The sequence below is a fragment of the Streptomyces sp. NPDC015139 genome, from assembly GCF_043079785.1.
GTDB classification, from domain to species: Bacteria; Actinomycetota; Actinomycetes; order Streptomycetales; family Streptomycetaceae; genus Streptomyces; species Streptomyces albidocamelliae.
On the sequence record NZ_JBIBUW010000004.1, the window covers coordinates 572,446 to 599,425 of the forward strand.

At 73.6% G+C, this 26,980-nt stretch carries 22 protein-coding genes; 20 read left to right on the plus strand and 2 right to left on the minus strand.

Going from position 1 to position 26,980, the window contains the following annotated elements:
• Nucleotides 1–57 precede the first annotated feature (57 nt).
• Genes ACF08B_RS14810 through ACF08B_RS14835 form a run of 6 tightly spaced genes read left to right on the plus strand, consistent with a single transcriptional unit; the run spans nt 58 to nt 6,028 of the window.
• Nucleotides 58–537, plus strand: coding sequence for a hypothetical protein (locus tag ACF08B_RS14810; RefSeq protein WP_392317688.1), 480 nt, complete (start codon nt 58–60; stop codon nt 535–537).
• A complete protein-coding gene (locus ACF08B_RS14815; protein WP_392317689.1) occupies nt 534–1,637 on the plus strand; it encodes a type III polyketide synthase in 1,104 nt (367 codons plus the stop codon). The genes ACF08B_RS14810 and ACF08B_RS14815 overlap by 4 nt, the downstream gene beginning before the upstream one ends.
• Nucleotides 1,638–1,682: 45 nt before the next feature.
• Complete coding sequence (locus tag ACF08B_RS14820) at nt 1,683–2,564, plus strand: methyltransferase domain-containing protein (RefSeq protein WP_392317690.1); 882 nt, start codon at nt 1,683–1,685, stop codon at nt 2,562–2,564.
• 46 nt (nt 2,565–2,610) lie between these two features.
• Nucleotides 2,611–4,107 (plus strand): aminotransferase class III-fold pyridoxal phosphate-dependent enzyme, encoded by a 1,497-nt coding sequence (locus ACF08B_RS14825; RefSeq protein WP_392317691.1) that lies wholly within the window; start codon nt 2,611–2,613, stop codon nt 4,105–4,107.
• Nucleotides 4,104–5,378 (plus strand): phytoene desaturase family protein, encoded by a 1,275-nt coding sequence (locus ACF08B_RS14830; protein WP_392317692.1) that lies wholly within the window; start codon nt 4,104–4,106, stop codon nt 5,376–5,378. The genes ACF08B_RS14825 and ACF08B_RS14830 overlap by 4 nt, the downstream gene beginning before the upstream one ends.
• 41 nt (nt 5,379–5,419) lie before the next feature.
• Complete coding sequence (locus tag ACF08B_RS14835; protein WP_392317693.1) at nt 5,420–6,028, plus strand: NADPH-dependent FMN reductase; 609 nt, start codon at nt 5,420–5,422, stop codon at nt 6,026–6,028.
• Between the two features lie 214 nt (nt 6,029–6,242).
• Here ACF08B_RS14835 and ACF08B_RS14840 read toward each other — a convergent pair whose 3' ends face one another.
• Nucleotides 6,243–6,650: a metal-sulfur cluster assembly factor gene (locus ACF08B_RS14840; RefSeq protein ID WP_392317694.1), complete on the minus strand. Its 408-nt coding sequence runs from the start codon at nt 6,648–6,650 to the stop codon at nt 6,243–6,245.
• Entirely contained in the window at nt 6,647–7,756 is a 1,110-nt protein-coding gene (locus ACF08B_RS14845) for an amidohydrolase family protein (protein ID WP_143051591.1), read from the minus strand. The genes ACF08B_RS14840 and ACF08B_RS14845 overlap by 4 nt, the downstream gene beginning before the upstream one ends.
• Before the next feature lie 160 nt (nt 7,757–7,916).
• Between ACF08B_RS14845 and ACF08B_RS14850 the strand changes: the two genes are divergently transcribed.
• From ACF08B_RS14850 to ACF08B_RS14915, 14 genes are all read left to right on the plus strand, one after another.
• Nucleotides 7,917–10,106 (plus strand): MMPL family transporter, encoded by a 2,190-nt coding sequence (locus ACF08B_RS14850; protein ID WP_392317695.1) that lies wholly within the window; start codon nt 7,917–7,919, stop codon nt 10,104–10,106.
• A gap of 794 nt (nt 10,107–10,900) precedes the next feature.
• Entirely contained in the window at nt 10,901–11,533 is a 633-nt protein-coding gene (locus ACF08B_RS14855; protein WP_392317696.1) for a TetR/AcrR family transcriptional regulator, read from the plus strand.
• Between the two features lie 2 nt (nt 11,534–11,535).
• Nucleotides 11,536–12,150: an SRPBCC family protein gene (locus ACF08B_RS14860; RefSeq protein WP_392317697.1), complete on the plus strand. Its 615-nt coding sequence runs from the start codon at nt 11,536–11,538 to the stop codon at nt 12,148–12,150.
• A gap of 108 nt (nt 12,151–12,258) precedes the next feature.
• The gene (locus ACF08B_RS14865; protein ID WP_392317698.1) at nt 12,259–12,954 is read left to right on the plus strand and encodes a hemerythrin domain-containing protein; all 696 of its coding nucleotides are present in this window, start codon (nt 12,259–12,261) and stop codon (nt 12,952–12,954) included.
• A gap of 172 nt (nt 12,955–13,126) precedes the next feature.
• Entirely contained in the window at nt 13,127–15,058 is a 1,932-nt protein-coding gene (locus ACF08B_RS14870) for an HAD-IIIC family phosphatase (RefSeq protein ID WP_392317699.1), read from the plus strand.
• A 293-nt stretch (nt 15,059–15,351) separates the two neighbouring features.
• Nucleotides 15,352–17,136, plus strand: a complete 1,785-nt coding sequence (locus ACF08B_RS14875; protein WP_392317700.1) for a fatty acyl-AMP ligase — start codon at nt 15,352–15,354, stop codon at nt 17,134–17,136.
• A 1-nt stretch (nt 17,137) separates the two neighbouring features.
• Nucleotides 17,138–18,913, plus strand: coding sequence for an acyl-CoA dehydrogenase family protein (locus tag ACF08B_RS14880; protein WP_392317701.1), 1,776 nt, complete (start codon nt 17,138–17,140; stop codon nt 18,911–18,913).
• A gap of 9 nt (nt 18,914–18,922) precedes the next feature.
• Nucleotides 18,923–20,707, plus strand: a complete 1,785-nt coding sequence (locus ACF08B_RS14885) for an acyl-CoA dehydrogenase (RefSeq protein WP_392317702.1) — start codon at nt 18,923–18,925, stop codon at nt 20,705–20,707.
• A 50-nt stretch (nt 20,708–20,757) separates the two neighbouring features.
• Entirely contained in the window at nt 20,758–21,036 is a 279-nt protein-coding gene (locus ACF08B_RS14890) for an acyl carrier protein (RefSeq protein WP_073897824.1), read from the plus strand.
• Nucleotides 21,036–24,071 (plus strand): type I polyketide synthase, encoded by a 3,036-nt coding sequence (locus tag ACF08B_RS14895; RefSeq protein ID WP_392317703.1) that lies wholly within the window; start codon nt 21,036–21,038, stop codon nt 24,069–24,071. The genes ACF08B_RS14890 and ACF08B_RS14895 overlap by 1 nt, the downstream gene beginning before the upstream one ends.
• On the plus strand, nt 24,068–25,090 hold the full coding sequence (locus tag ACF08B_RS14900; protein ID WP_392317704.1) for a 3-oxoacyl-ACP synthase III family protein: 1,023 nt from the start codon (nt 24,068–24,070) through the stop codon (nt 25,088–25,090). The genes ACF08B_RS14895 and ACF08B_RS14900 overlap by 4 nt, the downstream gene beginning before the upstream one ends.
• Nucleotides 25,087–25,329, plus strand: a complete 243-nt coding sequence (locus ACF08B_RS14905) for an acyl carrier protein (RefSeq protein ID WP_093473457.1) — start codon at nt 25,087–25,089, stop codon at nt 25,327–25,329. The genes ACF08B_RS14900 and ACF08B_RS14905 overlap by 4 nt, the downstream gene beginning before the upstream one ends.
• Nucleotides 25,326–26,192 carry a 2-oxo acid dehydrogenase subunit E2 gene (locus ACF08B_RS14910; protein WP_392317705.1) on the plus strand — a complete coding sequence of 289 codons (867 nt, stop codon included), beginning with the start codon at nt 25,326–25,328 and terminating at the stop codon, nt 26,190–26,192. The genes ACF08B_RS14905 and ACF08B_RS14910 overlap by 4 nt, the downstream gene beginning before the upstream one ends.
• Nucleotides 26,149–26,976: a 4'-phosphopantetheinyl transferase family protein gene (locus ACF08B_RS14915; RefSeq protein ID WP_392317706.1), complete on the plus strand. Its 828-nt coding sequence runs from the start codon at nt 26,149–26,151 to the stop codon at nt 26,974–26,976. The genes ACF08B_RS14910 and ACF08B_RS14915 overlap by 44 nt, the downstream gene beginning before the upstream one ends.
• Nucleotides 26,977–26,980: the final 4 nt, after the last annotated feature.

The following is a 26,980-nucleotide window of genomic DNA, read 5'->3' on the forward strand; positions in this document are numbered from 1 at the left end:
GGCGACGGGCCCCTCGCCCAGGACCCCGCGAAGCACCTCGCCAAGGACAGGACAGCCATGGTCTCCATACGCTCCGCCAGCCTCGCCGGCACCGAAATAGGGGCCGCACCCGACGCCGTACGACGGCTCCTGCTCGACGTGGTGGGCTGCGGCCTGCTGATGCCCGGCGTGGAGAGCCTCACCGCCGAGGGCGACGACGTCTACCACTACGTGCTGGCCACCCTCTCCAACGGGGCCGTCAGCCACACCCCCGACCACCGCACCCGCTTCGACACCGGCGACCCCGCCCGCATCCGCTGGGAACCGGTCGGCGCGCACAACTTCCGCTCCTGGGGCGAGTTCCGCACCACCCCCGGCACCGGGCCCGGCACCACCTACCTGGAGATCGACACCCGCTCCGAGGCCGACGTCGACATCGCGCCCGTGGTGCTGCCGCTGGTCGAGCCGTTCGCCCGGCAGCAGAGCGACGAGGTCACCGAAGGGTTCCTCGCCGCCATCAAGGACCGGCTGGAATCGGGCGCGAGGGCGGCGGCATGACGACCGCGACCGAGGCGCCCGACACCGCCGGACGGACCCCCGCCCGCGGGGTGGCCAGACTGCTGGCCCTGCGCACCGCCGCACCCGACACCGTCGTACCGCAGGCGAGCGCCTTCGACACGTACTACCGCGAGGTCTACCGGGACGTGCCCAAGGCCGAGGAGATCTTCCGCGGCTCCGGGGTCACCCAGCGGCACATGGCCTGGGACCCGCGCACCGCCTACGCCGACGGGTTCCCCACCATCAAGCCGCGCATGGCGGCCTGGGAGGAGAACGTCCTCGCCATGAGCCGGCGCACGGTGGGCGGGGTGCTCCAGGACGCGGGCGCGAACGACCCGCGCGAACGCGTCGGCACGTTCGTGATGGCCAGCTGCACCGGATACGCGGGACCCACCCCGGACATCCTGCTGGCCAAGGAGTTCGAGCTGCGCCAGGACCTGCGCCGCACCTTCATCGGGCACATGGGCTGCAACGCGGCCTTCAACGTGCTCAAGACCGCCTTCGACGCGCTGGCCGCCCGCCCCGGCGAACTGGTCCTGGCCGGCTCCGCCGAGGTCTGCTCCGTCCACCACCGGCCCGAGGTGTCGGCCGAACAGGCCGTCGTCAACGCCCTGTTCGGGGACGCGGGCGCCATGACCCTGCTCGGCGCCGACGACGGCGGCCCCGGCCCGGTGTTCCTCGGCACCCACACCGAGACCCACCCCGAGACCACCCACGCCATGAGCTGGCACATCGAGGACCTCGCGTTCCGTATGACGCTCTCCCCGTACGTGCCGTTCTACCTGGCCGAGAGCATCGAGCCGTTCGTCAAGCGGCTGCTCGCCCCGCACGGCCTCGACGCCGGCGACGTGCGGCACTGGGGCGTGCACCCCGGCGGCCCGAAGATCATCGACTTCGTCGGCGAGAAGCTCGACCTCACGCCCGAACAGCTCGCCCCGTCCCGGGCCGTGCTCGCCGAGCACGGCAACTGCTCCTCCGCCACCATCCTGCTGATCCTGGACCGCATCCTGCGCACCTCACGGCCCGCGCCGGGGGAGCTCGCCGTGCTGATGGCGTTCGGGCCCGGGCTGACCATGGAGTCGGCGCTCGTCCGCTTCTGATCCCGCCGCGTACCCCGAACCTCCGACACCGATGGGACACCCCTCATGACGACGAGCGCACTCGAACCGCGCTGGACCACCCCCGACCTGCACGCCGCGATCAAGGACCACTACGACGGGCTGATCGAGCTGTACGAGGACCTGTGGGGGGAGCACATCCACCACGGGTACTGGGCCGAAGGGGAACCCGACCCCGGCCGGCACGCCGCCCAGGTGCGGCTCGTGGAGGAGCTGATCTCCTTCGGACCCGTACCCGAGGGGGCCCGGATCCTGGACGCCGGCTGCGGCATCGGCGCCTCCGCCGTCCACCTCGCCGGACGGCTCGGCTGCACGGTCGACGGCATCACCATCAGCGCCGAGCAGATCGGCCGGGCCGAGAGCAAGGCCGCCGAGGCGAAGGTCGCCGACCGCACCAGGTTCCGGCTGGTCGACGCCATGCACACCGACTACCCGGACGGCACCTTCGACGTGGTGTGGGCACTGGAGAGCTGCGAGCTGATGCCCGACAAGAAGGCGTTCCTCGCCGAGTGCCACCGCGTCCTCAAGCCGGGCGGCACGCTCCTGGTCGCCACCTGGTGCGCCCGCGACGACGGCCTCGCGCCCGACGAGACCCGGCTGCTGCACCGCATCTACCGCGACTTCGTGGTCTCCCACGTGCTGCCCCTGGACCGGTACGGCGCCCTCGCCGACGAGCTGGGCTTCACCGGCGTCCGCACCGCCGACTGGTCCGAGCGGGTGTGGGACACCTGGAAGCTCTCCACCGACATCGTCAAGCCGGTGGTCCGCGACCCCTCCATGATCTGGAAGCTGGTCCGCGCCAAGGGCATGGACATCTTCCGCTTCCTCAACTCCGTACCGCTGATGAAGCAGGCGTACGAGCGCGGCGTGATGCGCTACGGCGTGCTGCGCGCGACCAAGCCGCTGTGAACCGGCGCCCACCCACCCGACTTCCCGTTCCCTCCTGGAGCCGACGATGACGACAACTGCCGCTCCCACGGCGTCCGTCGAGTCACTGGTCGCCGAACTGCTCACCCAGCAGTGGCTGATCGACCTGTTCTCCGAGCTCGCCGAGCGCCAGCAGGCCTCGACCGCCGCGACCGAGAAGCTGCGCGCACGCGACGCCGCCACCCATGTCTTCTGGCCCTTCCACTCCCCGCAGTTCCCGCTCGTGGTGCGTGAGGCGCACGGCAGCCGCATCCTCGACGCCGACGGCAACACCTACGTCGACTGCCACCTCGGCTTCGGCGCCCAGGCACTGCACGGGCACAGCCCCGAGCCCGTCGTCCGGTACGTCACCGAGCAGCTCGCCGCCACCACCGGCAACGGCTACTGCCACCCGGTCGAGCAGCAACTCGTGGACCTGCTCGGTGAGTTCGTGCCGCACTGCGAGAAGTTCGCGTTCCTCAACTCCGGCACCGACGCCACCGCGGCCGCCATCCGGCTCGCCCGCGCGCACACCGGCCGGCGCATGGTGGCCAAGTTCGAGGGCTCCCTGCACGGCGTGCACGACCTGGGCATGCACAACACCGCCTTCTGGTACCACGGCCACCCGACCCACCCCTTCCCGGGCAACGCCCCCGACGGCGGCGTCGAGCGGCAGTCCGCGCTCACCGGGGTGCCCCTCGCCGACCCGCGCGACCTGCTCGTCCTGCCCAACGACCCGGTGCGCGCCGTCGAACTGATCGAGCGCCACCGCGGCGAGCTGGCCTGCGTGATCACCGAGGCCGCGTCCTCCTCGTTCCCGTTCGTCGAGCACACCGTCCCGCTGCTGCGCTCCGTGTCCGAGCGGTGCCGGGCGCTGCGCATCCCGTTCGTCCTCGACGAGGTGCTCACCGGCTTCCGGTTCGGGCCCGGCGGCGCCGCCGCCCACTTCGGCATCGAGGCCGACCTGTACACCTACGGCAAGGTCCTCAGCGGCCTCGGCATCCCGCTGTCCGCCGTCGGCGGCCGGGCGGCCCTGCTCGACCACACCCAGACCTCCGGCCTGCCCCTCACCGACATCGGCCGCAAGACCTGCGTGCAGACCACCCACGCCGGCAACCACCTCGCCCTGGCCGCCTCCTACGCGAGCCTGCGGCTGCTGCACGAGCGGCGCGACACGTACTACACCGAGACCCGGGCCAAGGTCGACGGCATCCAGCGGCGCCTGGCCGGGTTCCGCGGGGAGACCGGAATCCCACTGCGCCTGGTCGGATTCGGCGACTTCATCGGCTCGTTCGGCTTCCTGGAGAAGGACAGCTACGACGACTACCGCGCGTTCGCGGGCGCGGTGAACCCGATCGCCTTCTTCCTGCTCACCCTGATGCTGCGCCGGCGCGGCTTCTACACCCTCAGCCTGCCGATGCTGTTCACCGGCGGCGCGCACAGCACCGAGGACCTGGACGCCCTGGTCGACGCGGTCACCGACTCCGCCCGCGAACTCGGGCGCCACGGCTTCCCGTTCGTCCTGCCCGGGACCGACGGGGCATGACCGGCGCCGGCCCGGACGAGCGGGCGGACGCCGTGGTGGTCGGGGCCGGGCTCACCGGTCTGGTCACCGCCGTCCGTCTGGCCCGCGCCGCCGGCCCGGGCCGGCGGGTGCTGCTCCTCGAAGCGGGCGGCGAACCCGGCGGGCGGGCCCGTACCACGGACCACCGGGGCCACCGGCTGGGCCTCGGGCCCCGGGCGCTGTACCGGACCACGCGGGACGAGCTGCGCGCCCTGGGCGTGCGGGTACCGGGCGGTGAACCGGACCTCACCGGGTCCCTCGCCCTGCGCGACGGCGCACTGCACCCCGGCTACGCCGCCCCGGGCCCGCTGCTGCGCACCGGACTGCTCGCGCCCCGCGAACGCCTCGCCGTGGCCCGGCTGCTGGCCCTGTCCCGCGGCCGCCCGGGCCTGGCCGGCACCGACGCGGCGCGGTGGCTCGCCGACCGCCTGCCCACCGGGCGGGCGCGGGAGGCGGCCTTCGCCGTGCTGCGCGTCAGCGCCTACGTCGGCCGCCCCGAGATGATCGACGCGGGGGCGCTGGCCGCGCACTTCGCCGGGGTACGGCGCGGGGTGACGTACGTCGACGGCGGCTGGCGCACCCTCGTGGACGCGCTGCTCGCCCGCGCCCGCGCCCTGGGGGTGGACATCCGCACCGGCTGCCGGGTCACGGCGGTCGAGGGCGGGGCACGCCCGCGGCTGACCCTCGCGGACGGGCACGGCGTCCGGGCCCGCTCGGTGGTACTGGCGGGACTGCCGCAGCGGGCGGCGCACCGCCTGCTGGACGAGCCCGAGCCGGCCGGCCCGCCCGGCCGGCCCCTGCACACCGCCTGCCTGGACGTGGCCCTGAGCCGGCTGCCGGACCCGCGCCGGACCCTGGTTCTCGGCGTCGACGAACCCCTCTACCTGTCCGTCGCGTCGCAGACCGCACGCCTCGCGCCGGAGGGCGGCGCAGTGCTGCATCTCGCCCGGTACGACGACGGGTCCGGACTCGGCGCCACCGAGGTGCGCAAGCGGCTGGACGAACTGCTCGACCTGTGCCAGCCCGGCTGGCGCGAGGTGCTGGTCCATGAACGGTTCCTGCCCCGGATCACCACCATGACCGCGGTGCCCGAAGCCCGGACGGGCGGCCTCCCCGGCCGGCCCGGACCACGGGTCCCCGGGCGGCCGGGCGTCTTCGTCGCCGGCGACTGGGTCGGCCCGCGCGGTCTGCTCGCCGACGCGTGCGTGCTCAGCGGGGCGCGGGCGGCCGAGGAGGCGGCGGCGCGGCTGTGAGCACGGGGAAGACAAGGCCCCTACCGACCAACGGAGTTGTCATGCGTCCGATCCGTATCGCCGCCCTCGGCGGCTCGTTGCGTGCCGGCTCGGTCTCCGCGGCCGCCCTGCGGTCCTGCGCCGCCCGGGCCCGCCGGGCGGGCGCCGAGGTCACCCTGCTGTGCGGGCCCGACCTGGTGCTGCCGCCCTACGACCCGGAATCGGGCGTCAGGTCGGCGGCGGAGCTGCGGCTGCTGACCGCCCTGCGCGCCGCCGACGGTGTCCTGCTGGCCAGCCCGACCTACCACGGCGGCATGTCCGGGCTGCTCAAGAACGCGCTCGACCACACCGAGGCCCTGGCCCAGGACACACCCGGCTACCTGGACGGACGCGCGGTGGGCTGCCTCACCGTGGCGTGGAACGAGGTGGCGGGCGCCTCCGCGCTGGCCTCCCTGCGGGCCTCGGCCCAGGCGCTGCGCGGCTGGGCGGTGCCGATGGGCGTGGTGGTGTCCGCGGCCACGGAGTTCACGGCCGCCGACACCTGCGCCGACCCGCGCGCCGCCCGCCGCCTCGACATCCTCACCGACCAGGTCCTCGACTTCGCCCGCATGCGCCGCACCTCCGAGGCGGACGCCGTACCCGTCGGCTCGGCGGTCGGGGCCGTGCTGTAGCCCGCCGTCCGCCACCCGCGACCGGCCCCCGAGCCCACAGCAGCGGCCCGGGGGCCGACGGCGTGCGCCACGGCCGGACGGCGGGGCGCACGGACGAAAGAGGTCACATGGCGGGCGCTCCCGCCTGCCGCGTCCGGGACACGGTGATGGCCGGGCACTCCCTCCCCTTGGGTCCCTCAGGGAGTGCCCGGCCGGTCGGTGGGTGCCGCGCCGGCTAGCCCGCGGCCGCCCGGACCGGGGTCAGGGGCAGCATGCGGCGGTCCTCGGTGCGGGCCTCCGCCAGCAGGGCGCGGCCCTTGTCCGTCATCAGCTCGGGACGCCACAGCGTGCCGCCGTCGAGTTCGACCGTCACCCCGGTGACCCCGTCGACCGCGCCCACCTTCTGCTCGACCGACTGCATGATCACCGGCACCGCCATGCAGAACGGCGCGGTCAGACTGATGCGCACCGTGGCCCGGCCCTCGCCGTCCACCGCGACCTCGCGTACGAGGCCGAGGTCGACCAGGCTCATCGGCCGCTGCCAGGACTGGCTGCAGGGGTCGTACACCTCGCCCAGCGCGGTGTGCACCTGCTCCGGCGTGACGGTCGCGACCGTGGCGACCGCCCGGTCCGCGGCGCTCACGCCGAGGCCCCGGCCGCCGCCGCCCACAGCTCGGGCTGCGACTCGCGCCAGTACGTCCACATCGGCCGGTTCCCGCCGTGCTCGGCCCGGTGCCGGGCGAACTCGTCGTCCCGCACGGCCTCCGCCGCCGCGGCCAGGTCGATCCCGGCGATGCGCGCGTAGTTGCCGGCGAGGAACGCCGCCCGCTGTTCGTGGGTGATCTGCTCCAGCCCGTACCGCTCCAGGATCCGGTCGGAGAACGTGAGCCGCGCCATCTTCTCCAGCACCGGCTGCGGGTGGAAGTGCAGGGCGCCGGAGGCGTAGATGATCTTCTCCGCGCCGCCGAGCGAGATCAGCTGGGCCAGCGCCTCCTCGACGTACCCCATGCCGTGCGCCAGGATCGCCGAGGTGATCTCCAGGTTGGCGTAGACGTTGGGCAGCCGCATCAGCGCCATGGCGACCTCCTCCACGAAGGGCGGGAGGCCGGCGTGCACGATCTCGAAGGAGAGGTCGATGTGCCGGATGGCGACGGTCTCGAGGTCGTCGATCCCGAACGGGCCGAGCGGCACGAGGCCGTTGGGCACGATCTTGTGCAACGCGATGATCTTTATGCCGAGTTCCTTGGCGAGCTCGAACAACGGGGTGAACTCGGGGTCGTCGAGCCGCCAGCTGACGTCCGGGGAACCGGCGTTGGGGTACATCTTGATGCCGATCGTGCCAGGCACCCGCGCCACCTGCTCGCGCAGGTCCCGCAGACAGGCCTCGATGCCGAGGGCGGGGTTGATCCCGGCGTACGGCACGATCCGCCGCGGCCACTTCTCGGCCAGCACCTGGTTCTTCTCCCCGTTGCACAGGCCGTCCTCGAAGACGGCGTCGATGCGCAGCCGGTGGTTGACGGCCATGTCCACGTCGGACTCGGTGAACATCGTCCAGGCGAGCAGCTCCGGCGGCCAGTCGGTGCAGAACACCTCACGCGGGATGCCGGAGCCGGCGGTCGCGAAGCGCTCGTGCATGCCCCAGAGCATCTCCCGCAGCGCGAACGCGTGCAGGTCGGGGAACTCGCCGTCCTTGCGCAGATTGCTGTCCGCCACGTTGTACGGGTGCACGGTGGCGTCAATGACGAACATGTTGTCGATCAACTGGGTCTCCCGTCGCGGCAAGGGCGAACGCGCGGACCGCACGGCGCGGTCATGGGCGAGCGCGTGTGGCCGAGTCTCGCCCCCTCGCCTTCAGCGGGGCTAAAGCGCTCGCTAGAACACTGCGTACACCAACGGAAGGTGACGATCGATGTTCTCTGGCCTGGGCTCCGCACTGCACGCCAGGCGGCGCGCCGCCCTGTTACTGGCGGTCCTGGCGGCCGTCCTCGCCGCCTTCTTCGGCGGCACCGTCGACAGCAGGCTCACCAACGGACTCTCCGACTACGACGACCCGGGCGGCGCCAACGTCACGGCCCGCCGGATCATCCAGCAGGCCACCGGCGTCGACGCCCAGCAGGGCTACGCCGTACTCGTGCGCACCGACGCGGCCCTCGACCCGAAGGCCCCGCCGCCCGCGCCGGTGTCCGCCGCCGTGGCCCTGCTGCGCGGGCGCCCGGAGACCAAGCAGGTCGTCGACTACGCCACGAACCCGGCTCTGATCAGCAGGGACGGGCACAGCACGGTCGTTCTCGGCACGGTGGCCCCCATGCGGGAGAAGGACACCGTCGACGCGGAGAAGGCGCTCCAGAAGGCCATCGCCGACAACCCGGACCTCAAGGGCAGGGCCTGGCTGGGCGGTTCGACCCCGGGTCACGTCCAGGTCGCCGCGGTGTCCAACGAGGACCTGGCCAAGGCCGAGAGCCTCGCGCTGCCGTTCATCCTGATCCTGCTGGTGCTGGTGTTCCGGGGCGTCGTCGCCGCCCTGGTGCCGCTGGTCGGCGCGATCGTCACCCTGTTGCTCACCCTCGCCGGACTGCGCGTCGCCACCGAGTTCATGGACGTCTCCACCGGCGCCCTCAACCTCGCGTTCGCGCTGGGCCTCGGCCTCGCGGTCGACTTCGGACTGCTCATCGTCTCCCGCTACCGTGAGGAACTGGCGGTCCACGGTCCGGGCCGCCAGGCCGTCGCGCGCACCGTCGCGACCGCCGGGCGGACCGTGTTCTTCAGCTCCCTGACGGTGGCCGCGGCACTGGCCGCCATCACCGTCTTCCCGCACCCGTACCTGCGCTCCATGGGCCTCGCCGGCGTCATCACCGTCGTCTCGGCGGCCCTGTTCGCCCTGCTCGGACTGCCCGCCCTGCTGGCCCTGCTCGGGCGGCGGGTCAACTCCCTCGCCCCGCGCCGCTGGCAGCGCGACAGCACCGCGCGGGAGGAGGCCGGTGACCGCTGGCACCGGATCGCCTCCGGCGTGATGCGCCGGCCCGTGGTGGTCGCGGTCGCGGCGACGGCGGTGCTGCTGCTCGTGGCGGCACCGGTCGCCGGTCTGAAGTTCACCGGCGCCGACCCCTCGACACTGCCCGCCTCCACCAGCGCCGGCACGGTGTCCCGGGCCCTGACCAGCGACTTCGACAAGCCGCCCGCCGCGCCGCTGCAGATCGTCCTCGACACCCCCGGCGGCACGGAACTCGCCGCCTACGCCCAGCGGATCGGCCGCGTCCCGGGCGTGGAGTCGGTGGGCACCCCGTTCCGTCTCGACGCCCGGCACTGGGAGGTCGACGCGGTGCTGCGCGGCGCCCCGCTCGGCACCACGGCCAAGGACGCGGCGGCGAAGGTGCAGGACGTCCCGGCGCCGGTGCCCGCCCGCTACACCGGGGTGAGCGCCGACTTCCTCGCCCAGAAGGCCAGCATCGCCGACAAGGTGCCGCCGGCCGCCGGGGTCCTCGCGCTGATCACCCTGGTGCTGCTGTTCGCCTTCTCCGGTTCGGTGATCCTGCCGTTCAAGGCGCTGCTGATGAACACGCTGTCCACCGGTGCCGCCCTCGGCTTCCTGGTGTGGGTGTTCCAGGACGGCAACCTCGGTTTCACCGCCCAGAACGGCATCGAGGCGACCACCCCGGTCCTGGTCTTCGCCCTGGCCTTCGGGCTCTCCACGGACTACAACGTCTTCCTGCTGGGCCGGATCAAGGAGGGCAGGGGAGCGGGCCTCGACGACCGGGAGGCCGTGGCCGAGGGCCTGGCCAGGACCGGCCCGATCGTCACCTCGGCGGCGGCGCTGTTCTGCCTGGCGGTGGGCGCGCTCGCGCTGTCCCGGCTGGTCTTCGTGCAGGAGCTGGGCCTCGGCACGGCGTTCGCCGTGCTGGTCGACGCGACGGTGGTACGGGCCCTGCTGGTGCCCTCGCTGATGGCGCTGCTCGGCAGCGTCAACTGGTGGGCACCGGGCCCGCTGCGCCGCCTGCACACCAGACTCCGCCTGGACCGCATGGAACCCCCGGAGACCGAGCCGGCGACGTCCTCCGCCGAGGAGGCGCAGACCCGAGGACCGGCGGTGTCCACGACCTGACCCCACCCCGCACGGCCCGGGACCCCGTCGACGGGGGCCCCGGGCCGTCCACGTTCCCCGCCACGCGTGGCCCCGGCCCCGCCCGCCCCTGACCCGACGCCCCGCGTACGCCGCCCGCCGGGCGCGCGCCGCGACGCCAGCCGGGCCCCGGCACGGGACATCCGCAGGGGCACCCGTCTCGGAGGCGGCGACGGCCGCGACACGTCCTTCCAGGCCCGGCCCGTCCGCACACGCACCTCCCTGCCGCCCGGCGGGCGCGCGCCGCGACGCCGGCGGTCGGGCCCCGGCAAGGGACATCCGCAGGGGCACCCGTCCCCGAGGCGGCGACGGCCGCGCGATGTGCCCTTCCACGGCCTTCCGCCCGCCCACCCCCTGCCGCCCCCCGACCGCGTGCGCAGTCGGTGGCGCGGCCGCGGGCAGGCCTCTCGGGCGTGCGTGCCCGCTCCGGCCCTCGCCACCCGTGCCCGCTCCGGCCCTCGCCACCCGTGCCCGCTCCGGCCCTCGCCACCCGTGCCCGCTCCGGCCCTCGCCACCCGTGCCCCGCACTGGTCGTCCCCGGACGCACCTCGTGGGCCCCGGCCGTCCGGACAGGCACCCTGCCAGTCGCCCCCCGGGGGAGCGCGCCCCGTCGACAACCCCCTTCGCGCCCCCGCGCGCCCGTTCCGATTCGGCCAATTACGCTACGGCCGTTGCGGATATCCTCGACCGCTTTCTACTCTGAATATCGAAACGGCCGTAGCGGAAAGCCGGATCGGCGACGGCTCGGCGACACGACGGCGAGGAGGAACGGGCGTATGACAGGGACCGCACGCAGAGGGCGTCCACGGAGCGAGGACGCCGACGCGCGGATCCTCGGGGCCGCGCAGGAACTGCTGTTCGCCCGGGGGTACGACCGGTTCGTCATGGACGAGGCGGCCGTGCGGGCCGGGGTCGCCAAGACCACGCTCTACCGTCGCTGGCCCACCAAGGACCACCTGCTCGTCGCCCTCGTCGCCAAGATCCAGGACGAGGTGCCCGTCGCCGACACCGGAGACGTCCGCGCCGACCTGACCGTCTACCTCACCGCCATCGCCACCGGGCTCAACCGGATGCGCGGAGTCGGCCGGACCGGCGACCGGGACGACCGGTCGGCCGGAATGGTCGCCGAACTCGTCGCCGCGGCCGCCCGCCACCCGGACGTCGGCGACGCCGTCCGGGGCCTGTTCGCCCGGCGCAACACCCTCGTCCTGGCGCTGCTCGACCACGCCCGGGAACGCGGCGACCTGCGCCCGGGCACCTCGTCCACGGTGCTCTTCGACCAGCTGGCCGGAGCCCTCTACTACCGGCTCCTCGTCACCGGCGAACCGATCGACGCCGCGTACGTCCGGGAACTGGTCGACCACGCGCTGACCGGAGCCGCCGCCACCCCCCACCCGGAGAGGAACTGACCATGCCGTCCACACCCCCCACCGCCGCCGCACCCGCGACCCTGCCGAGCGCGTCCGCCGCGACACCGGACACCAGGCCGCGCAGGCGCCGCACGTGGCCGCTGATCACCGCGTCCGCGCTGCTGGCGGCCTTGGGCAGCTACACCCTGTGGACCCACGAGCATCCGGTACGGCTCACCGCGTCCGTCGAGATCAAGGCCGACCCCGAGCAGGTCTGGGGCGTGCTCACCGACTTCTCGGCGTACCCGCAGTGGAACCCCTTCATGACCAGCGCCGAGATCACCTCCGACGACGGCCGGCTGCGTCCCGGCGCGACCATGCGCAACCAGCTGCGGCAGCCGAGCGGCACCTCCACCTTCGACCCCGAGGTCCTCGTCGCACGGCCGGGCCGGGAACTGCGCTGGCTCGGCAAGCTCGGCCCCGGCTGGCTCGTGGACGGCGAACACCGCTTCGTCATCGAACGCGCGGGACCCGGCACCGTACGGCTCACCCAGAGCGAGAGCTTCAGCGGGGTGCTGGTCCCGATCGCCGAGAGCAAACTGCGCGCGGAGACCCTGCCCCAGTTCCGGGCGATGAACGAGGCGCTGAAGAAGCGTGTGGAGAACACGCGGCACTGAGCGCGAACGGCGCCCCGCCCCCGCGGGGAGGCCGGCGCAAGAACCACTTAAGGGCGGCCGGAGACGATCCGGTCGCGACGTACCGATCACGAGGGCCAGGTGAGACCGATGGCGGCCAGGAACGGGCGGGGTGTGCCGGACACCGACGAGATGATCGTGGTGCACCGGCTCTTCATGCAGGAGTACAGGGCGGCGGTGCCGCTGGTGCGGGAGGTCCGCCCCGGTGACCGCACGCGCAGCGCCGTCGTCGCGGACCATCTCGACGCGCTCGACGCCATGCTGACGGAACATCACCTCGCGGAGGACGAACTGGTCTGGCCGCGGCTCGCGGCCGACCCCGCCGTCGAACCGGCGCTGACGGCCCGCATGGAGGAACAGCACGAGCGGATCGCCGACGCCCTCGGCCGGCTGCGCTCGGCACTGCCGCGGTGGCGCGCGAGCGCCGACCCGGCACTCCGGGACACCGTCGCGGACGCCTGCGCCGCACTGCTGCCCGCGCTGGAGGCCCACCTCGGCGACGAGGAGGAGCACATCCTGCCGCTGGTGCCCGAGCGGTTCACCGCCGCCGAGTGGGCGGTGCTCAGCGAACGCGGCCGGGCCGTCGTCCCCAAGGCACAGCGCCTCTACATGCTCGGCGCGCTGGGAGAGGCCGCCGGTGACGACCGCCGGGACGAGTTCCTCGGCCGGCTCCCCGGACCCGTGCGGCTGATCTACCGGATCGCGGGCCGCGGCCTGCGCCGGCGCACCAGGGCGCGGCTGCACGGCACCCGCGCGTCCGGCGGCGTCGGCGTGCCGGTGGCCTGACGCGGCGGCGGAGCACGGCGCGGTGCACGAGGCGGTGCACGGGCCGTCGCCGGCGAGCGGCGGCCCGGTGGCTCCCGGGCGGCCCGGTCCCTGCCAGGGCGGGCCCGCGGCCACGTCCCCGAAACCGTCGAAGTCGTCCACGAAGTGAAGGCAGCGAAGTGAGGAAGAGCCCGTGACCGCACCCGTGACCACCAGGCCCCTGCCGGCCGACCGGGACGAGGCCCTGGACCGCGTCCGCACCCTGCACCGCACCGACCGGCTCGCCGCGGAGTTCCCGGCCCTGCCCGGACTGCTCGCCGTGCTCGCCGCCGGCCCCACCGCGGCCGGCGACCTGTCCCGCGCCGGCCGGCTGCTCGCCCGCGTCGACCCCGACGCCGTGCACGCCCTGCACCCCGACGCCGTACCGCTCACCATGACCGTGTCCGGCCACGGCACCCTCGACGCCCTCACCGGCCCGCTCACCGCCGAACTCGCCCGCCACGGAATCCCGTTGCGTGCCGTCGTCGGCGACCACGACTCCTGGCGCCGCGACCTCCAGGACACCACCGGCCCGCTCTACGCGCGGGACACCGACCTCTCCCTGATCCTGCTGGACGCCCAGCTCGTCTTCGACCAGCTCCCCTCGCCCTGGCGGCTGCCGGACGCGGAGGAGGCGCTCGCGGCGAACCTGAGACTCATCGAGCGGCTGGCGGAGAGCTACGTCCGCGAGGGCTCGGGCACCCTGGTCCTCAACACCCTCCCGCTGCTGACCGGCCAGCTGAACCAGCTCGTCGACCATCGCTCGCGCACCCAACTCTCCGTTCTGTGGCGGGAGTTCAACGCCGGACTGCTGAAGCTGGCGCTGCGCCACGCCCGGGTGCACGTGGTCGACCTGGAACCGCTGGTCGCCGAGTCCGGACCGGTCCGCGACAGCAGGCTCGCCGTCTACACCAAGGAGCACCTCGGCGCCGAACTGCTCGCCCGGTACGCCCGCCAGGTCGGCCACCTGGCCCGCGTCGTACGCGGCCGGACCAAGAAGGTGCTCGTCGTCGACCTCGACAACACCCTCTGGGACGGCGTGCTCGGCGACGACGGACCCGACGGCATCGCGATGGCCGGCAGTTACCGCGGCGAGGCCTTCGCCGCCTTCCAGAAGGTCGTCGCCCAGCTCGGCTCGCAGGGCGTGCTCCTCGCCGTGTGCAGCAAGAACGACCAGGAACCCGTGGAACGGGTGCTGGCCGACCACCCGGACATGGTGCTCCGGCCCGACGCCTTCGTGCAGGTGACCGCCAACTGGCGGCCCAAGGACGCCAATCTGCGTGACATCGCCTCCCGGCTCAACCTGGGCACCGACAGCCTGGTCTTCGCCGACGACTCGCCCTTCGAGTGCGGTCTCGTCGCCACCGGCCTGCCCGAGGCCGCCGTCGTGCGCCTCGACGAGGAGCCCGCGCTGCACATCGACCGGCTGCTGGCCGACGGCTGGTTCGACACTCCCGAACTGACCGAGGCGGACCGGCAGCGCGCCGGACAGTACCGGGCCGACGCGGGCCGCCGCGAACTGCTCGACTCGGCGGCCACCCCGGAGGACTACCTCCGGGCCCTGGACGTGACGGTCACCGTGTCCCCGGTGACCGAGCCGGACGTCGCCCGGATCTCCCAGATCACCCTGCGCACCAACCAGTTCAACCTGACCACCCGACGGCTCCAGCCCGCCGACGTACGGCGGCTGCTGGACGCGCCCGGACACCTGGTCCTCGCCGTCCGCTCCCGGGACCGCTTCGGTGACAACGGCCTGGTCGGCGCGGTGTTCGCGGAGCGCACCGGGGACGGCCTGCGGATCGACAACATGCTGCTGAGCTGCCGTGTCTTCGCCCGCGGCATCGAGCAGTCCGCGCTCGGCGCGCTCCTCGCCCACGCCCGGGAGACCGGGGCACGGTCGGTGACGGCGACATATCGGCCCACCGCGAAGAACCACAAGGTACGGGACCTCTACCCGTCCCTCGGCTTCCGGACGGCCGGCGAGGCCCCGGACGGCGGGCTGGACTTCGTCCACCCGCTCACCGACCTCCCGCCGGTCCCCGGCCACGTCACCCTCGACGCCACGTTCACCGTCCCGCCGGCCTAGGGCCCACCGCACTTCCCGGTCCCGCCCCGGGGTCCGCCACGTCGCCCACGTCCCCCGTCGCGATGTGCCGCACCCCACCGGGCGGGGCCGGGAACCGACCGCAACCCCCCTCCGGCCTGCCGTCCGCCATCCCCCGTGGCGGACGGCAGGCCCTTTCGCGCGGCCGGACGGTCCCGTTTCGCCCGGAGTGTCCAGCGCAAGCGGCGCCTTAGCGGGGCGAACCAGCATCGAGTACGTCCCCACCCCATCGCCGGCGCCATGCCTGCGGATCCCGGAGAGGTCAGGCAAAGACGTTGACAAGCTTCCGAACCTTCACGGAACTGGTCCTGGATCGTGCGGCCGAGCTCGGTACCGAGGACGCCTTCATCTTCCTGGCGGACGATGCCAACGGATCGGCTCCGGAGCACCTTTCGTACAGCGGACTCGACCAGGAGGCCCGGCGCATCGCCTCCTGGCTCCAGGCGAACGGCGCCGCCGGCCGGCAGGTGCTGCTGCTGTACCCGTCGGGCAACGACTTCATCAAGGCGTTCACCGGCTGCCTCTACGCGGGTTCCGTCGCCGTGCCCGCCCCGCTGCCCACCGAGCAGGGCCAGCACTTCACCCGGGTCTCCGGCATCCTGCGCGACGCCGAGGTCCGTGCCGTCCTCACCGACTCCGCCAGCGCCCCGGAGATCTCCGCCTGGCTGGCCTCGGAGGGCATGACGGACGTGCTCTGCCTCGCCACCGACACCGGGGAGTACGGCGACCCGGGCGCCTACACCGTGCCGGACCTCAGCCCGGAGCACCTCGCCTTCCTGCAGTACACCTCCGGCTCGACCAGCGACCCCAAGGGCGTGATGGTCTCCCACCGGAACCTGCTGGCCAACGAGGCCGCCATCCAGTGGGCGGCCGGCACCGGCGCCCACTCCCGGTTCGGTGGCTGGCTGCCCTTCTACCACGACATGGGACTCATCGGGCACGTGCTGCACCCGCTGTACGTCGGCGGCTCCGCGGTGCTGATGTCCCCGGTGTCCTTCCTGCGCCGCCCGCAGCGCTGGCTGAAGGTGTTCGGCGAGCACGGCGCCAACATCGGCGGCGGCCCCAACTTCGCGTACGACCTGTGCACGCGCCGCATCACCGACGAGCAGCTCGCCGAACTCGACCTGTCCGGCTGGGAGTGCGCGGGCAACGGCGCAGAGCCGGTCCGCGCCGAGACCCTCAAGGCGTTCAGCGAGCGCTTCGCACCGGCCGGCTTCCGGGCCGAGGCGTTCTTCCCCTGCTACGGCATGGCGGAGACCACCCTGCTGGTCTCCGGCACCCCCAAGGACCGGCAGCCCGCGGTCCGCACCGTCGACTCCGCCGCCCTGGAGCAGGGCACCCTGGCCGGCCCGCGGGACGGCGGCTCCGTGCGCAACCTCGTGAGCAGCGGCGTCATCCAGGACTTCACCGTCCGCATCGTCGACCCCGACAGTCGCCGCGAGCGGCCCGAGGGCACGGTCGGCGAGATCTGGGTCAAGGGCGACAGCGTCGCGGACGGCTACTGGAAGCGCCCGCTGACCAACGTCGAGATCTTCGACGCGCACATCACCGACGGCAACGGCGGCGAGGACGCCGGCGGCTGGCTGCGCACCGGCGACCTGGGTGCGCTGGAGGACGGCGAACTGTACGTGACGGGCCGCCTGAAGGAGCTGATCATCTTCGCCGGCCGCAACCTCTACCCGCAGGACGTCGAGCGGGCCGTCCAGTCCACCGACAGGGCCCTCGGCATCGGCTCCGGCGCCGTGTTCACCGTCGAGACGGACCGGGAGCACCTGGTCGTCGTGCAGGAGGTCCGGGTGAGCGCGGTCAGCAGCGACCTGCGCAGCCTCGCCACCGGCATCCAGCGGCTGCTCGGCCAGGACCTCCAGATCCCGGCGGGCAACGTGGTCCTGGTGCGGCCCGGCACCGTCCGCAAGACCACCAGCGGGAAGATCCAGCGCACCCTGATGCGCAAGCTGTTCCTCGAGGGCGCGCTCACCCCGCTGTACGAGGTGCTCGAACCGGCGGTCCGCCAGATCGTCGCCGACGCCACCGGCTCCTCGCTCCAGCCGGCGGTCTGACATGCGCGACACGCCCTACCGGCTCGCCGAGGAACTGGACCGGTTCCTCGGCGACCCCGGCGATCCCAGCGGCTGGTTCTCGCACGCCCGCTCCGTCGAGCTGGACGAGAAGGAGGAGTTCCCGGCGGCCATCTGCCGGCGCCTGGACGACTGGGGACTGCCCGACCACTACGTCCCCGTCGAGCACGGCGGCCGGCTGACCGACTACGAGCAGCTGCTCCAGCTGATGCGGGCCGTGGCCCGCCGCGACCTCACCGTCGCCGTCGGACACGGCAAGACCTACCTCGGCGGAGTCTGCGTCTGGGTGGCCGGCACCCCCGAGCAGGCCGCCCGGCTCGGTGCCGACATCCGGGCGGGTGTGCCCGTCTCGCTCGGCCTGACCGAACGCGCCCACGGCAGCGACCTGCTCGCCGGCGAGGTGCGCGGCACCGACGGCGCGGACGGCTGGCTGGTCAACGGCGAGAAGTGGCTGATCAACAACGCCACCCGGGGCAGCCTGCTGTCCCTGCTCACCCGCACCGACCCGGCCGGCGGCCCGCGCGGGTTCAGCGTCCTGCTCGTCGACAAGCGCGAGCTGGACAAGGACCACTACCGCCACCTGCCCAAGGTGCACACCCACGGCATCCGCGGCGCCGACATCTCCGGCATCGCCTTCCAGGACGCGCCGGTCTCCCGGTCCGCGCTGGTCGGCACCGAGGGCACCGGCCTGGAGACCGTGCTGAAGGCGCTCCAGCTGACCCGCACGATGTGCGCCGCGCTCTCGCTCGGCGCCGCCGACCACGGGCTGCGCCTCACCCAGGACTTCGCCGAGCGGCGCGAGCTGTACGGGCGCCGCCTGGTCGATCTGCCCCAGGCGCGCCGGACCCTCGGCACGGCCGCCGCCGACGTCCTCGTGCACGAGGCCCTGGCCACCGTCGCCGCCCGCTTCGTGCACACCCTGACCGACGAGATGAGCGTCACCGCGGCCGTCACCAAGTACCTGCTGCCCAGCGGCACCGAGGACGTCCTCGCCCAGCTGACCCGGCTCCTCGGCGCCCGTGCCTTCCTCAAGGGCGTCCACGCGAACGGCATGTTCCAGAAGGTGGAGCGCGACCACCGGATCGTCGGCCTCTTCGACGGCAACACCCTGGTCAACCTCAACTCCCTGGTCAACCAGTTCCGTTCACTGGTACGCGGCAGAAGGCGGGGCACCGGGAACCTGGCCGGCGCGCAGACCGCGTACGACCTGTCGGCGCCCCTGCCGGCGCTCGACCCGGGCCGGCTGTCCCTGGTGGCCCGGCACGGCAGCGCCGTCCTGGCCGGCCTCGACGCCTCCGCGGCCCGGCTCACCGAGCTGGCCGGGCAACGGCCCGCCCTGCTCCCGGCGGCCGCGGCGGCCCGGCGGATCGCCGAGGTCACCGACCGGGTGCACACCGACATGGAACGGTGGCAGGGCGTCATCGGCGACGTCCCGCCCGCCGCGTTCGACACCGCCCGCCGCTACACCCTGTGCCACGCGGCGGCGGTCTGCCTCGGCCTGTGGACCCACAGCGCCCCGCTGTTCGCCGGCACCCGCGCCGAACCGCTGTGGCGCGACGGCCTGTGGCTGCGCGCCGGCCTGGACCGGCTGCTGACCCGCCTCGGCGAGCCGGACACCGGGGACACCGAGGCGTACGACGCGCTGCTCGACCACCTGCACACGACCCGGCGCTCCGGCGAACTCTTCTCGCTGCACCCCTACCGGCTGCCGGGCAAGCCGACCGAGCCGGTGGCCGACGCGGCGACCGCGAGGAACTGAGAGGACGCCATGCTGATCGGTACCGCGGCCCCCGGGCCGCACGGAGCGCCCGCCCCCGGACCCGGACCGCACCCGCCCGGCGGCCAGGAGGAGCGGGCCGTCGCCCGCATCTCCGAGCTGGAGCGCCGGCTCGGCGACCCCACGGACGAGCGCGGCGAACTGTCGTACGCCAGACTGGTGGAGGCCGACGAGCGCGCCGAGCTGTCCGAGGCCGGCGAGCGGGCCCTGGACGAACTGGTCCTCAACGCCGACTTCGTGCCGCTGGAGCACGGCGGACGGCTGGAGCGGATCGACACCCTGGTCCGCGTGCTGCGGCAGGTCTTCCGACGCGACATCGCGCTCGGCCTCGGCTACGGCGTGACCTCGTTCATGGCCGCCGTCAACGTGTGGAGCTCGGGCACCGCCGAGCAGCGCGGGCGCCTCGCGGAGCTGCTGCTCGACGGGCAGAAGGTCTCCGTCGCCTACCACGAACTGGCGCACGGCAACGACTTCGTGCGCAACGAGTTCCAGGCCCGCCCGGCCGACGGCGGCTACCTCCTCAACGGCGCCAAGCAGGTCATCAACAACGCCGACCGCGCCGCCGCCTGGGTGCTGTTCAGCCGTACCAGCCCGGCCCCCGGCAGCCGCAGCCACTCCGTGGTGTTCGCCGAACGGGCCGGCCTCGACCAGGACCGCTTCCAGGTCCTGCCGCGCTACGACGCGGTCGGAGTGCGCGGCTGCCACCTGTCGGGCCTGGACTTCACCGACTGCCCGGTACCCACCTCCGCGCTGGTCGGCGAGGAGGGCAAGGGCGTCGAACTGGCCCTGCGCGCCTTCCAGATCACCCGCAGCGCCGTCCCCGGCATGGCGATCGGCGCCACCGACACCGCCCTGCGCACCGTCGTCGGCTTCGCACTCGGCCGGCAGCTGTACCGCAAGTCCGTGATGGACATCCCGCACGCCCGGTCGACCCTCGCGAACACCTTCCTCGACCTGCTGATCAGCGACAGCCTGTCGCTGGCCGCGACCCGCGCGGTGCATGTGCTGCCGGAGGAGACCAGCGTCTACGCGGCCGCGGTGAAGTACCTGGTGCCCAAGATGCTCACCGACGCGATGTACGACCTGTCCATCGTGCTCGGTGCCCGCTTCTACGTCCGCGAGGGCGAGTTCGGGATCTTCCAGAAGCACGTGCGCGACCTGCCGGTGCTCAGCCTCGGCCACGCCGGTTCCGCGGCCTGCCAGGCCACGATCATCCCGCAGCTGTCCCGGCTCGCGCGGCGCTCCTGGTTCCGCGACGAACCGGCGCCCGCCACCGTGTTCCGGCCGCGCGAGGACCTGCCCGGCATCCCCTTCGACCGGCTCACCCTCGCGAGCGGCCGGGACGGACTGAGCGCCACCCTGGTCGCCGCGGTCGACCGACTGCCCAGCGGCAGCCCCGAGGAACGCGCGGCGCACGGCATCGCCCTGCGTTTCATGGACGAGCTGCGCCGGCTCCAGGAGCAGAGCCTGAACCTGGCCCCCCAGGACCGCACCGCTCTCGCCAGCCCCGCCGCCTTCGCCCTCGCCGACCGGTACGCGGTGGTGCTCGCCGCCGCCTCCGTGATCGGTGTGTGGCAGCAGGCCCAGGGCGACACCGACCCCTTCCTGGCCGATCCGGCCTGGCTCGCCGCCGCACTGCACCGGCTGGGCCGACGGCTCGGCCTCCAGCTGCCCGACCTGCCCGACTCCTGCGAGCAGCGGCTGCACGACGAGGTGCTCCGCCGCTTCGACGAGACACGCAGCTACGACCTCTACAACGCCCCGCTGGCCGGCTGACCCCGCCGTCGGTGCGCACGCACCGTCAGACCCTCTCCGAGGAGCACATCATGGCCGTTCCCACCACCGGACGCACCGCCGACGAGCTGACCGCGTGGCTGTCCGACCGCATCGCCCTCTACCTCAAGCGCCGGCCCGAGGAGATCGACCCGGTCGTGCCGCTCGCCGAGTACGGCCTGGACTCGGTCGCCGCGCTCAGCCTGTGCGGCGACATCGAGGAGGACTTCGACCTGGTCCTCGAACCCACCGTCGCCTGGGACTACCCGACCGTCCAGGCGCTCGCCGCCCACCTCGCGGAGAGCCTGGCCACCGAGGCGGCGGCGAGCTGATGGACCGGATCGCCATCGTCGGCATCGACTGCCGGTTCCCGGGGGCGCCCGATCCGAGCGCCTACTGGGACCTGCTCATGCGCTCGGGGGACGGCGTCGGCACCGTCCCCGAACAACGGTGGGCCGCCAAGGAGTTCCACTCGGCCACCCAGGCCGAGGGGCGCAGCAACACCACCCAGGGCGGCTTCATCGACGACCCCGACGCGTTCGACAACGAGTTCTTCACCATCTCGCCCCGCGAGGCGGCCGCCATGGACCCGCAGCAGCGCCTGCTGCTGCAGTGCGCCTGGCGGGCCGTCGAGGACGCCGGCCTGCCGCCCCAGCGGCTCGCCGGCACCGCGACCGGCGTCTTCGTCGGCATCATGGGCAACGAGTGGGCCCAGCTGCACCTCACCGACTACGACCACGTCACCGCCCAGGCCGGCTCCGGCAACGGCTACTGCATGACGGCCAACCGGATCTCCTACCACCTCGACCTCAAGGGCCCGAGCCTCGCCGTCGACACCGCCTGCTCGTCGTCCCTGGTCGCCGTGCACCTGGCGGGCAACGCCCTGCTGTCGGGGGAGTGCGACTACGCGATCGCCGCCGGCGTGAACGTGGCCCTCACCCCCGCCCTGTCGATCTTCTACACCCAGGCCGGGCTGTCCGCGCCCGACGGACGGTGCAAGCCGTTCAGCGCCCAGGCCGACGGCATCGGCCGCGGCGAGGGCGTCGGCGCGGTGGTGCTGCGCCGCCTGGAGGACGCGCTCGCGGACGGCCAGCAGATCTACGCCGTCGTCCGCGGCACCGCGGTCAACCAGGACGGCCGCAGCAACGGGCTGACCGCGCCCAACCGCTGGGCCCAGCAGGACGTCATCGCGGCCGCCTACCGCCGCGCCGGCGTCGAGCCGGCCGACGTCGCCTTCACCGAGGGACACGGCACCGGCACCGCGCTCGGCGACATGATGGAGGCCGCAGCCCTGGGCCACCACCACGCCGGCCGCTCCGCCAAGCCGATGGCGCTGGGCTCGGTCAAGGGAAACCTGGGCCACACCGAGGGCGCGGCCGGTATCGCCGGGCTCATCAAGGTGGCCCTGTCCCTGCACCACCGCACCGTGCCGGCCAGCCGGTTCTCGGCCAAGGAGAACGAGCAGCTGGGTCTGCGCCAGAAGGGGCTGCGGCTGCTCAAGGCCCCGCTGCGGCTGCCGCGCGGCACCTCCGTGGCCGGCCTCAGCAGCTTCGGCATGGGCGGCACCAACGCCCACGCCGTGCTGGAGTCCGCGCCGCCGCCGTCCGCCCGCCCGCGCCCGGAACCGGCCGGCGGCACCACCGGGATCGGCACCGGCGTCTTCACCCTGTCCGCCCCGGCACCCGACGCGCTGCGCCGCAACCTGCTCGCGCAGTCCGAGGCGCTGGCCGCGCGCCGGGCTCCGCTCGGGCCCGTCGCCTGGACCTCCAACCGGGTCAAGGCCGGACACCGCTACCGTTTCGCGGTGTCCGCGGGGGACACCGACGCCCTCGTCGAGCGGCTCCGCGCGGCCGCCGCCGACCCGGATCTGCTGGCCCGGCTGACCGGGGCGCCCGGCGCCCGGCCGCGCACCGCGTTCCTCTTCACCGGCCAGGGCTCCCAGTACCCGCGCATGACGGCGGGCCTTCACCGGGACTCGCCCCTCTACCGCCGCTTCCTCGACGAGGCCGACGCGGCCCTGCTCCCGCACACCGGGGAGTCGGTACGCGACCTGCTGCTCGGCGGCGACGAGTCCGTGCACCGCACCCGGTGGGCGCAGCCCGCGCTGTTCGCCGTCGGCTACGCGCTCGGCCGTACCCTCGGGGAACTCGGTGTGCGCCCGGACCTGCTGCTCGGCCACAGCGTCGGCGAGTACGCGGCGGCCTGCCTGGCCGGGGTGTTCCCGCTGGAGGACGCCGCCCGGCTGATCGCCGCCCGCGGCGCGCTCATGCAGCAACTGCCCGACGGCGGCGGCATGCTGGCCGTCCTGGCGGGCCGCGAGGAACTGGAGGAGCGACTCGCGGCCGAGCCGCACGTCGGTGTCGCCGTCGTCAACGGCCCGCGCGCCACGGTGCTGTCCGGCGAGCTGGCGGCACTGCGGCTCATCGACAAGGAACTCGACCGGGACGGGATCCGCACCCGGATGCTGCGGGTGTCGCACGCGTTCCACTCGTACCTCATGGACCCGATGCTGGAGGAGTTCGCGGAGATCGCCCGCGAGGTCGGCGGCGGCACGCCCCGGCTGCCGCTGTACTCGACCCTGTACGGCAGGGTGCTGGACGACGAGCCGATGGACGCCGACTACTGGGTGGCGCACGTCCGCCGTCCGGTGCTCTTCGCGGACGCGGCCGCCGGACTGCTGGCGGCGGGGCCGACCCACGCCGTGGAGATCGGGCCGTCACCCGTGCTGTCCTCGATGGCCCGCAAGCTGCCGCCGGCCGCCCCCGGAGCCCGGCCCGCGTTCGTCCTGCCGGTGCGCGGCGAGGACTCCACCGGCCGGGACCTCGCGGACGCGCTCGCCGAGCTGTACCGGGGCGGTGTCACCCCCGACTGGGACGCCGTGTACGAGGAGCGGGACCGGACCGCGTACCGGCTGCCGCCGTACGTCTTCAGCGACGCCCACCGCTACTGGACCCGCGGCGGACCCGTCCGCGCCCGCCACGACGCGCCGCTCGCCGAACTGCCGTCCACCGCGGCCCGCGAGAGCGCGCCGGCCGCGGAACGCGAACCGGCCGGCACGGGCGTGCTCACCCTGGAGCGCCCGGCTCCCGGCGATCCGGTGACCGAGGCCGCCCTGGAGGCCATCGGCCAGGTCGGCGGCTACGAGACCGACGAACTCAGCCCGTACCTGCGGCTCTACGAGGATCTGGGCTTCGACTCCGTGATGGTCATGGAGCTGAAGGGCCGCATCGAGGAGCGACTGCCCGCCGTCGCCACGCTGACCGTGCAGGACCTGCTGCCCAAGCTGGCCTCGGTCGGGGACCTCGTGGACTTCCTGCGGGACCACTGCGGAACCGCATCCGCCCCTGTCGAGGAGAGGACGGCATGACCGACAACCAGGTGTATCTCGCCTCCGTCGGCACCGCGCTGCCCGGCGACCCGGTCGGCAACGCCGAACTGGCCAAGGTGCTCGGAGCCAACGAGGAATGGATCGAGGTGTTCATCGGCACCCGGACCCGGCACTTCGCCCGCGACCTGACGACCGGTGAGGTCCGCTGGTCGCTGGCCGACCTGTGCGCCCGCGCGGCCGAACGGGCGGTGAAGGCGTCCGGGGTCGACCTCGCCGACATCGAGTTCGTGGTGCTGGGCACCGCCACCCCGGACACGCTGATGCCGGCCACCGTGAACAACGTGGCCGACCAGCTCGGCATCGACCAGGTGCCCACGTTCCAGCTGCAGTCGGGCTGCGCGGGCGCGGTGCAGGCGCTGAGCCTCGGCCGTAGCCTCATCGCCTCCGGGGAGTACCGCACCGGCCTGGTCATCGGCGGCGACGTGTGCAGCAAGCACCTCGACCTGAACCGCGACCTGTCCAAGGCCGCGCCCAGCGACCTCGTCAACTTCGTCCTGTTCGGGGACGGGGCGGGGGCCGCCGTGCTCACCGACGAGCCGCGCGGCGAACAGGTGGCGGTCAAGCAGGTGCTGAACCGTTTCACCGGGCTGGGGCGCAAAGCCGGCCAGGTCATCGAGTGGTTCGGCCTCGCCGACCGCTTCGACGACCGCCAGGCCCTCACCGAGGACTACAAGGCCATCGAGGAGCAGGTGCCCGTCATGGCCGTGGAGATCCTCTGGGAACTCCTCGGCGAACTCGGCTGGGACGCCGCCGAACTGGACTACCTGCTGCCCCCGCAGCTGTCCGGCCGCATGACCCGGAAGATCACCGAACAGCTCGACGTGCCGACGGCCACGGAGGTCTCCTGCGTCGCCGAGACCGGCAACAACGGCAACGCGCTGCCGTTCCTGCAGATCGAACGGCTCCTGGAGACCATGTCCGCCGGCCAGAAGGCCCTGGCGGTCGCCATCGAGTCCAGCAAATGGATCAAGGCCGGCTTCGCCCTGGAGAAGGTATGAGCACCCGACACGCGTACAGCCTGGACGACTTCGCCGACACCGTCCGCGACGAACTCGGCCTGCCCCTGACCGACGAGCAGATCGGCGCCGACTTCGACGAGGTCCCCGAGTGGGACTCCCTGCACCTGCTGAAGCTCGTCACCGCCGTGGAACAGGCCACCGGCCGCCCCGTACCCGTCGGCCGGGTGCTGGAGGCCCGCAGCCTCAAGGAGATCTACGAACTGGCGGTCCCCGCGTGAGCGGCACACCCGTCCCGCACAGCGAACGGCGCCGCCGCCACACCCTGTACTTCCTGGAGTGGGCGGCGGACCAGCGGCCGGTGCACCTGGACACCGAGGTCGACATGACCCGGATCCAGGAGCACCGGGCCGCGGCCCGCGCGGAGGGCACCCGTGTCTCCGTGGTCAGCTACCTGCTGCACGCCACCGGCCGCGTCCTCGCCCGCCACCCCCGGGCCAACGCGGTCCTGGCCCCCGGCTGGCCGTCGGCGCTGCGCCGCCCCAGGTCCCTGCGGTTCGGCGAGGTCACCGCGAAGCTCGCCCTCGACCGCACCCTGGACGGCGAACGCACGGTGCTCTCCGCCCTGGTGCCGGGACTGGAGAGCGCCTCGCTCAAGGAGATCCAGGACCGTGTCGACCGCTACCGCGGCGCGGACGCGGGCACCCTCCCCGAGTTCAAGGGCGTGCGGATGCTCGGCCGGCTCCCGGTGCCGCTCGGCCGCGCGGCCTTCGCCGCCGCGCTGCGCAGCCCCCGCAGGCGCCCCGAGGTCTTCGGCACCGTCTCGGTCAGCTCCCTGGGCCACCGCGACGTCGACGGCTTCCACTCGGCGGGCGGCACGGCGGTCACCCTGTGCGCCGGGCGGATCATCGACCGGGCCGTCGTACGCGCCGGGCAGGTCGTGCCCGCGCCGGTCATGCGGCTCGGACTCACCTTCGACCACCGGGTGATCGACGGGGCCACCGCCGCCGACGTGCTCAGCGATCTCCGACACAGCATGGAGGAATTCGATGACGGCTCCAGGGAAGACGTCCCCGGGCCGGACCTTCGGGGAACCGATCATGATCAGCGGGCCGCGCGGGGACTGGAACAGAGTCCGCGGTGACCTCGCGACGCACGCCACGGCCGTCCTGTACGCCCAACTGGACCACTGGCGTCCGGAACGGGCCGGCGGCCCCCGCCTGCGCACCCTCCTCGGCCGTGACTGGGCCCGCTACCTGGACCTGACCCACCCGGAGGTGCGCACCCGCTTCGCCGCCTCCCGGGTGCTCCTGAAGTTCGCGGCCGGCGCCGCCCTGCGCGTGCAGCCGCAGACGGTCGAACTCGGCTACACCCCCTCGGGGCGGCCGTATCTGCACGGGTACGACGGCGTGCAGATCAGCCTCAGCCACACCGAGGAGCTGCTGCTGGTGGGCCTCGCCACCGGAGCGGTCATCGGCGTGGACGCCGAGCGCGCCGACCGCGCCCTGTACGGGGCCGGCCTCGGCCGGCACCTGTGCACCCCGCGCGAGGTGCAGCTGATCGAGGCCATGGCACCGGCGGACCGGGACCCCGCGCTGGTCCGCCTGTGGACCCTGAAGGAGGCGTACAGCAAGGCCATCGGGCTCGGCATGCAGTTCCGCTTCACCGACTTCGGCTTCGAGACCGACGGCACCCCCACCGAGGTGCGGCGCCCGGACGGGACACCGGGCACCGGCAACGAGTGGGCCTTCCGCACCTACTCGCTGCTCGGGCGGTACACGGTCAGCGTGGCCGTCGGCGACTCCGGCTTCGGCGTCACCACCGACACCCAGGCGCACACGATGCTCGACGACGGCATCGTCGACGCCCTCGCCGAGGCCCTCGGCGCCGACGAGCCCGACCACCGCCGCGACGACGACTGGTGGTGAGCGG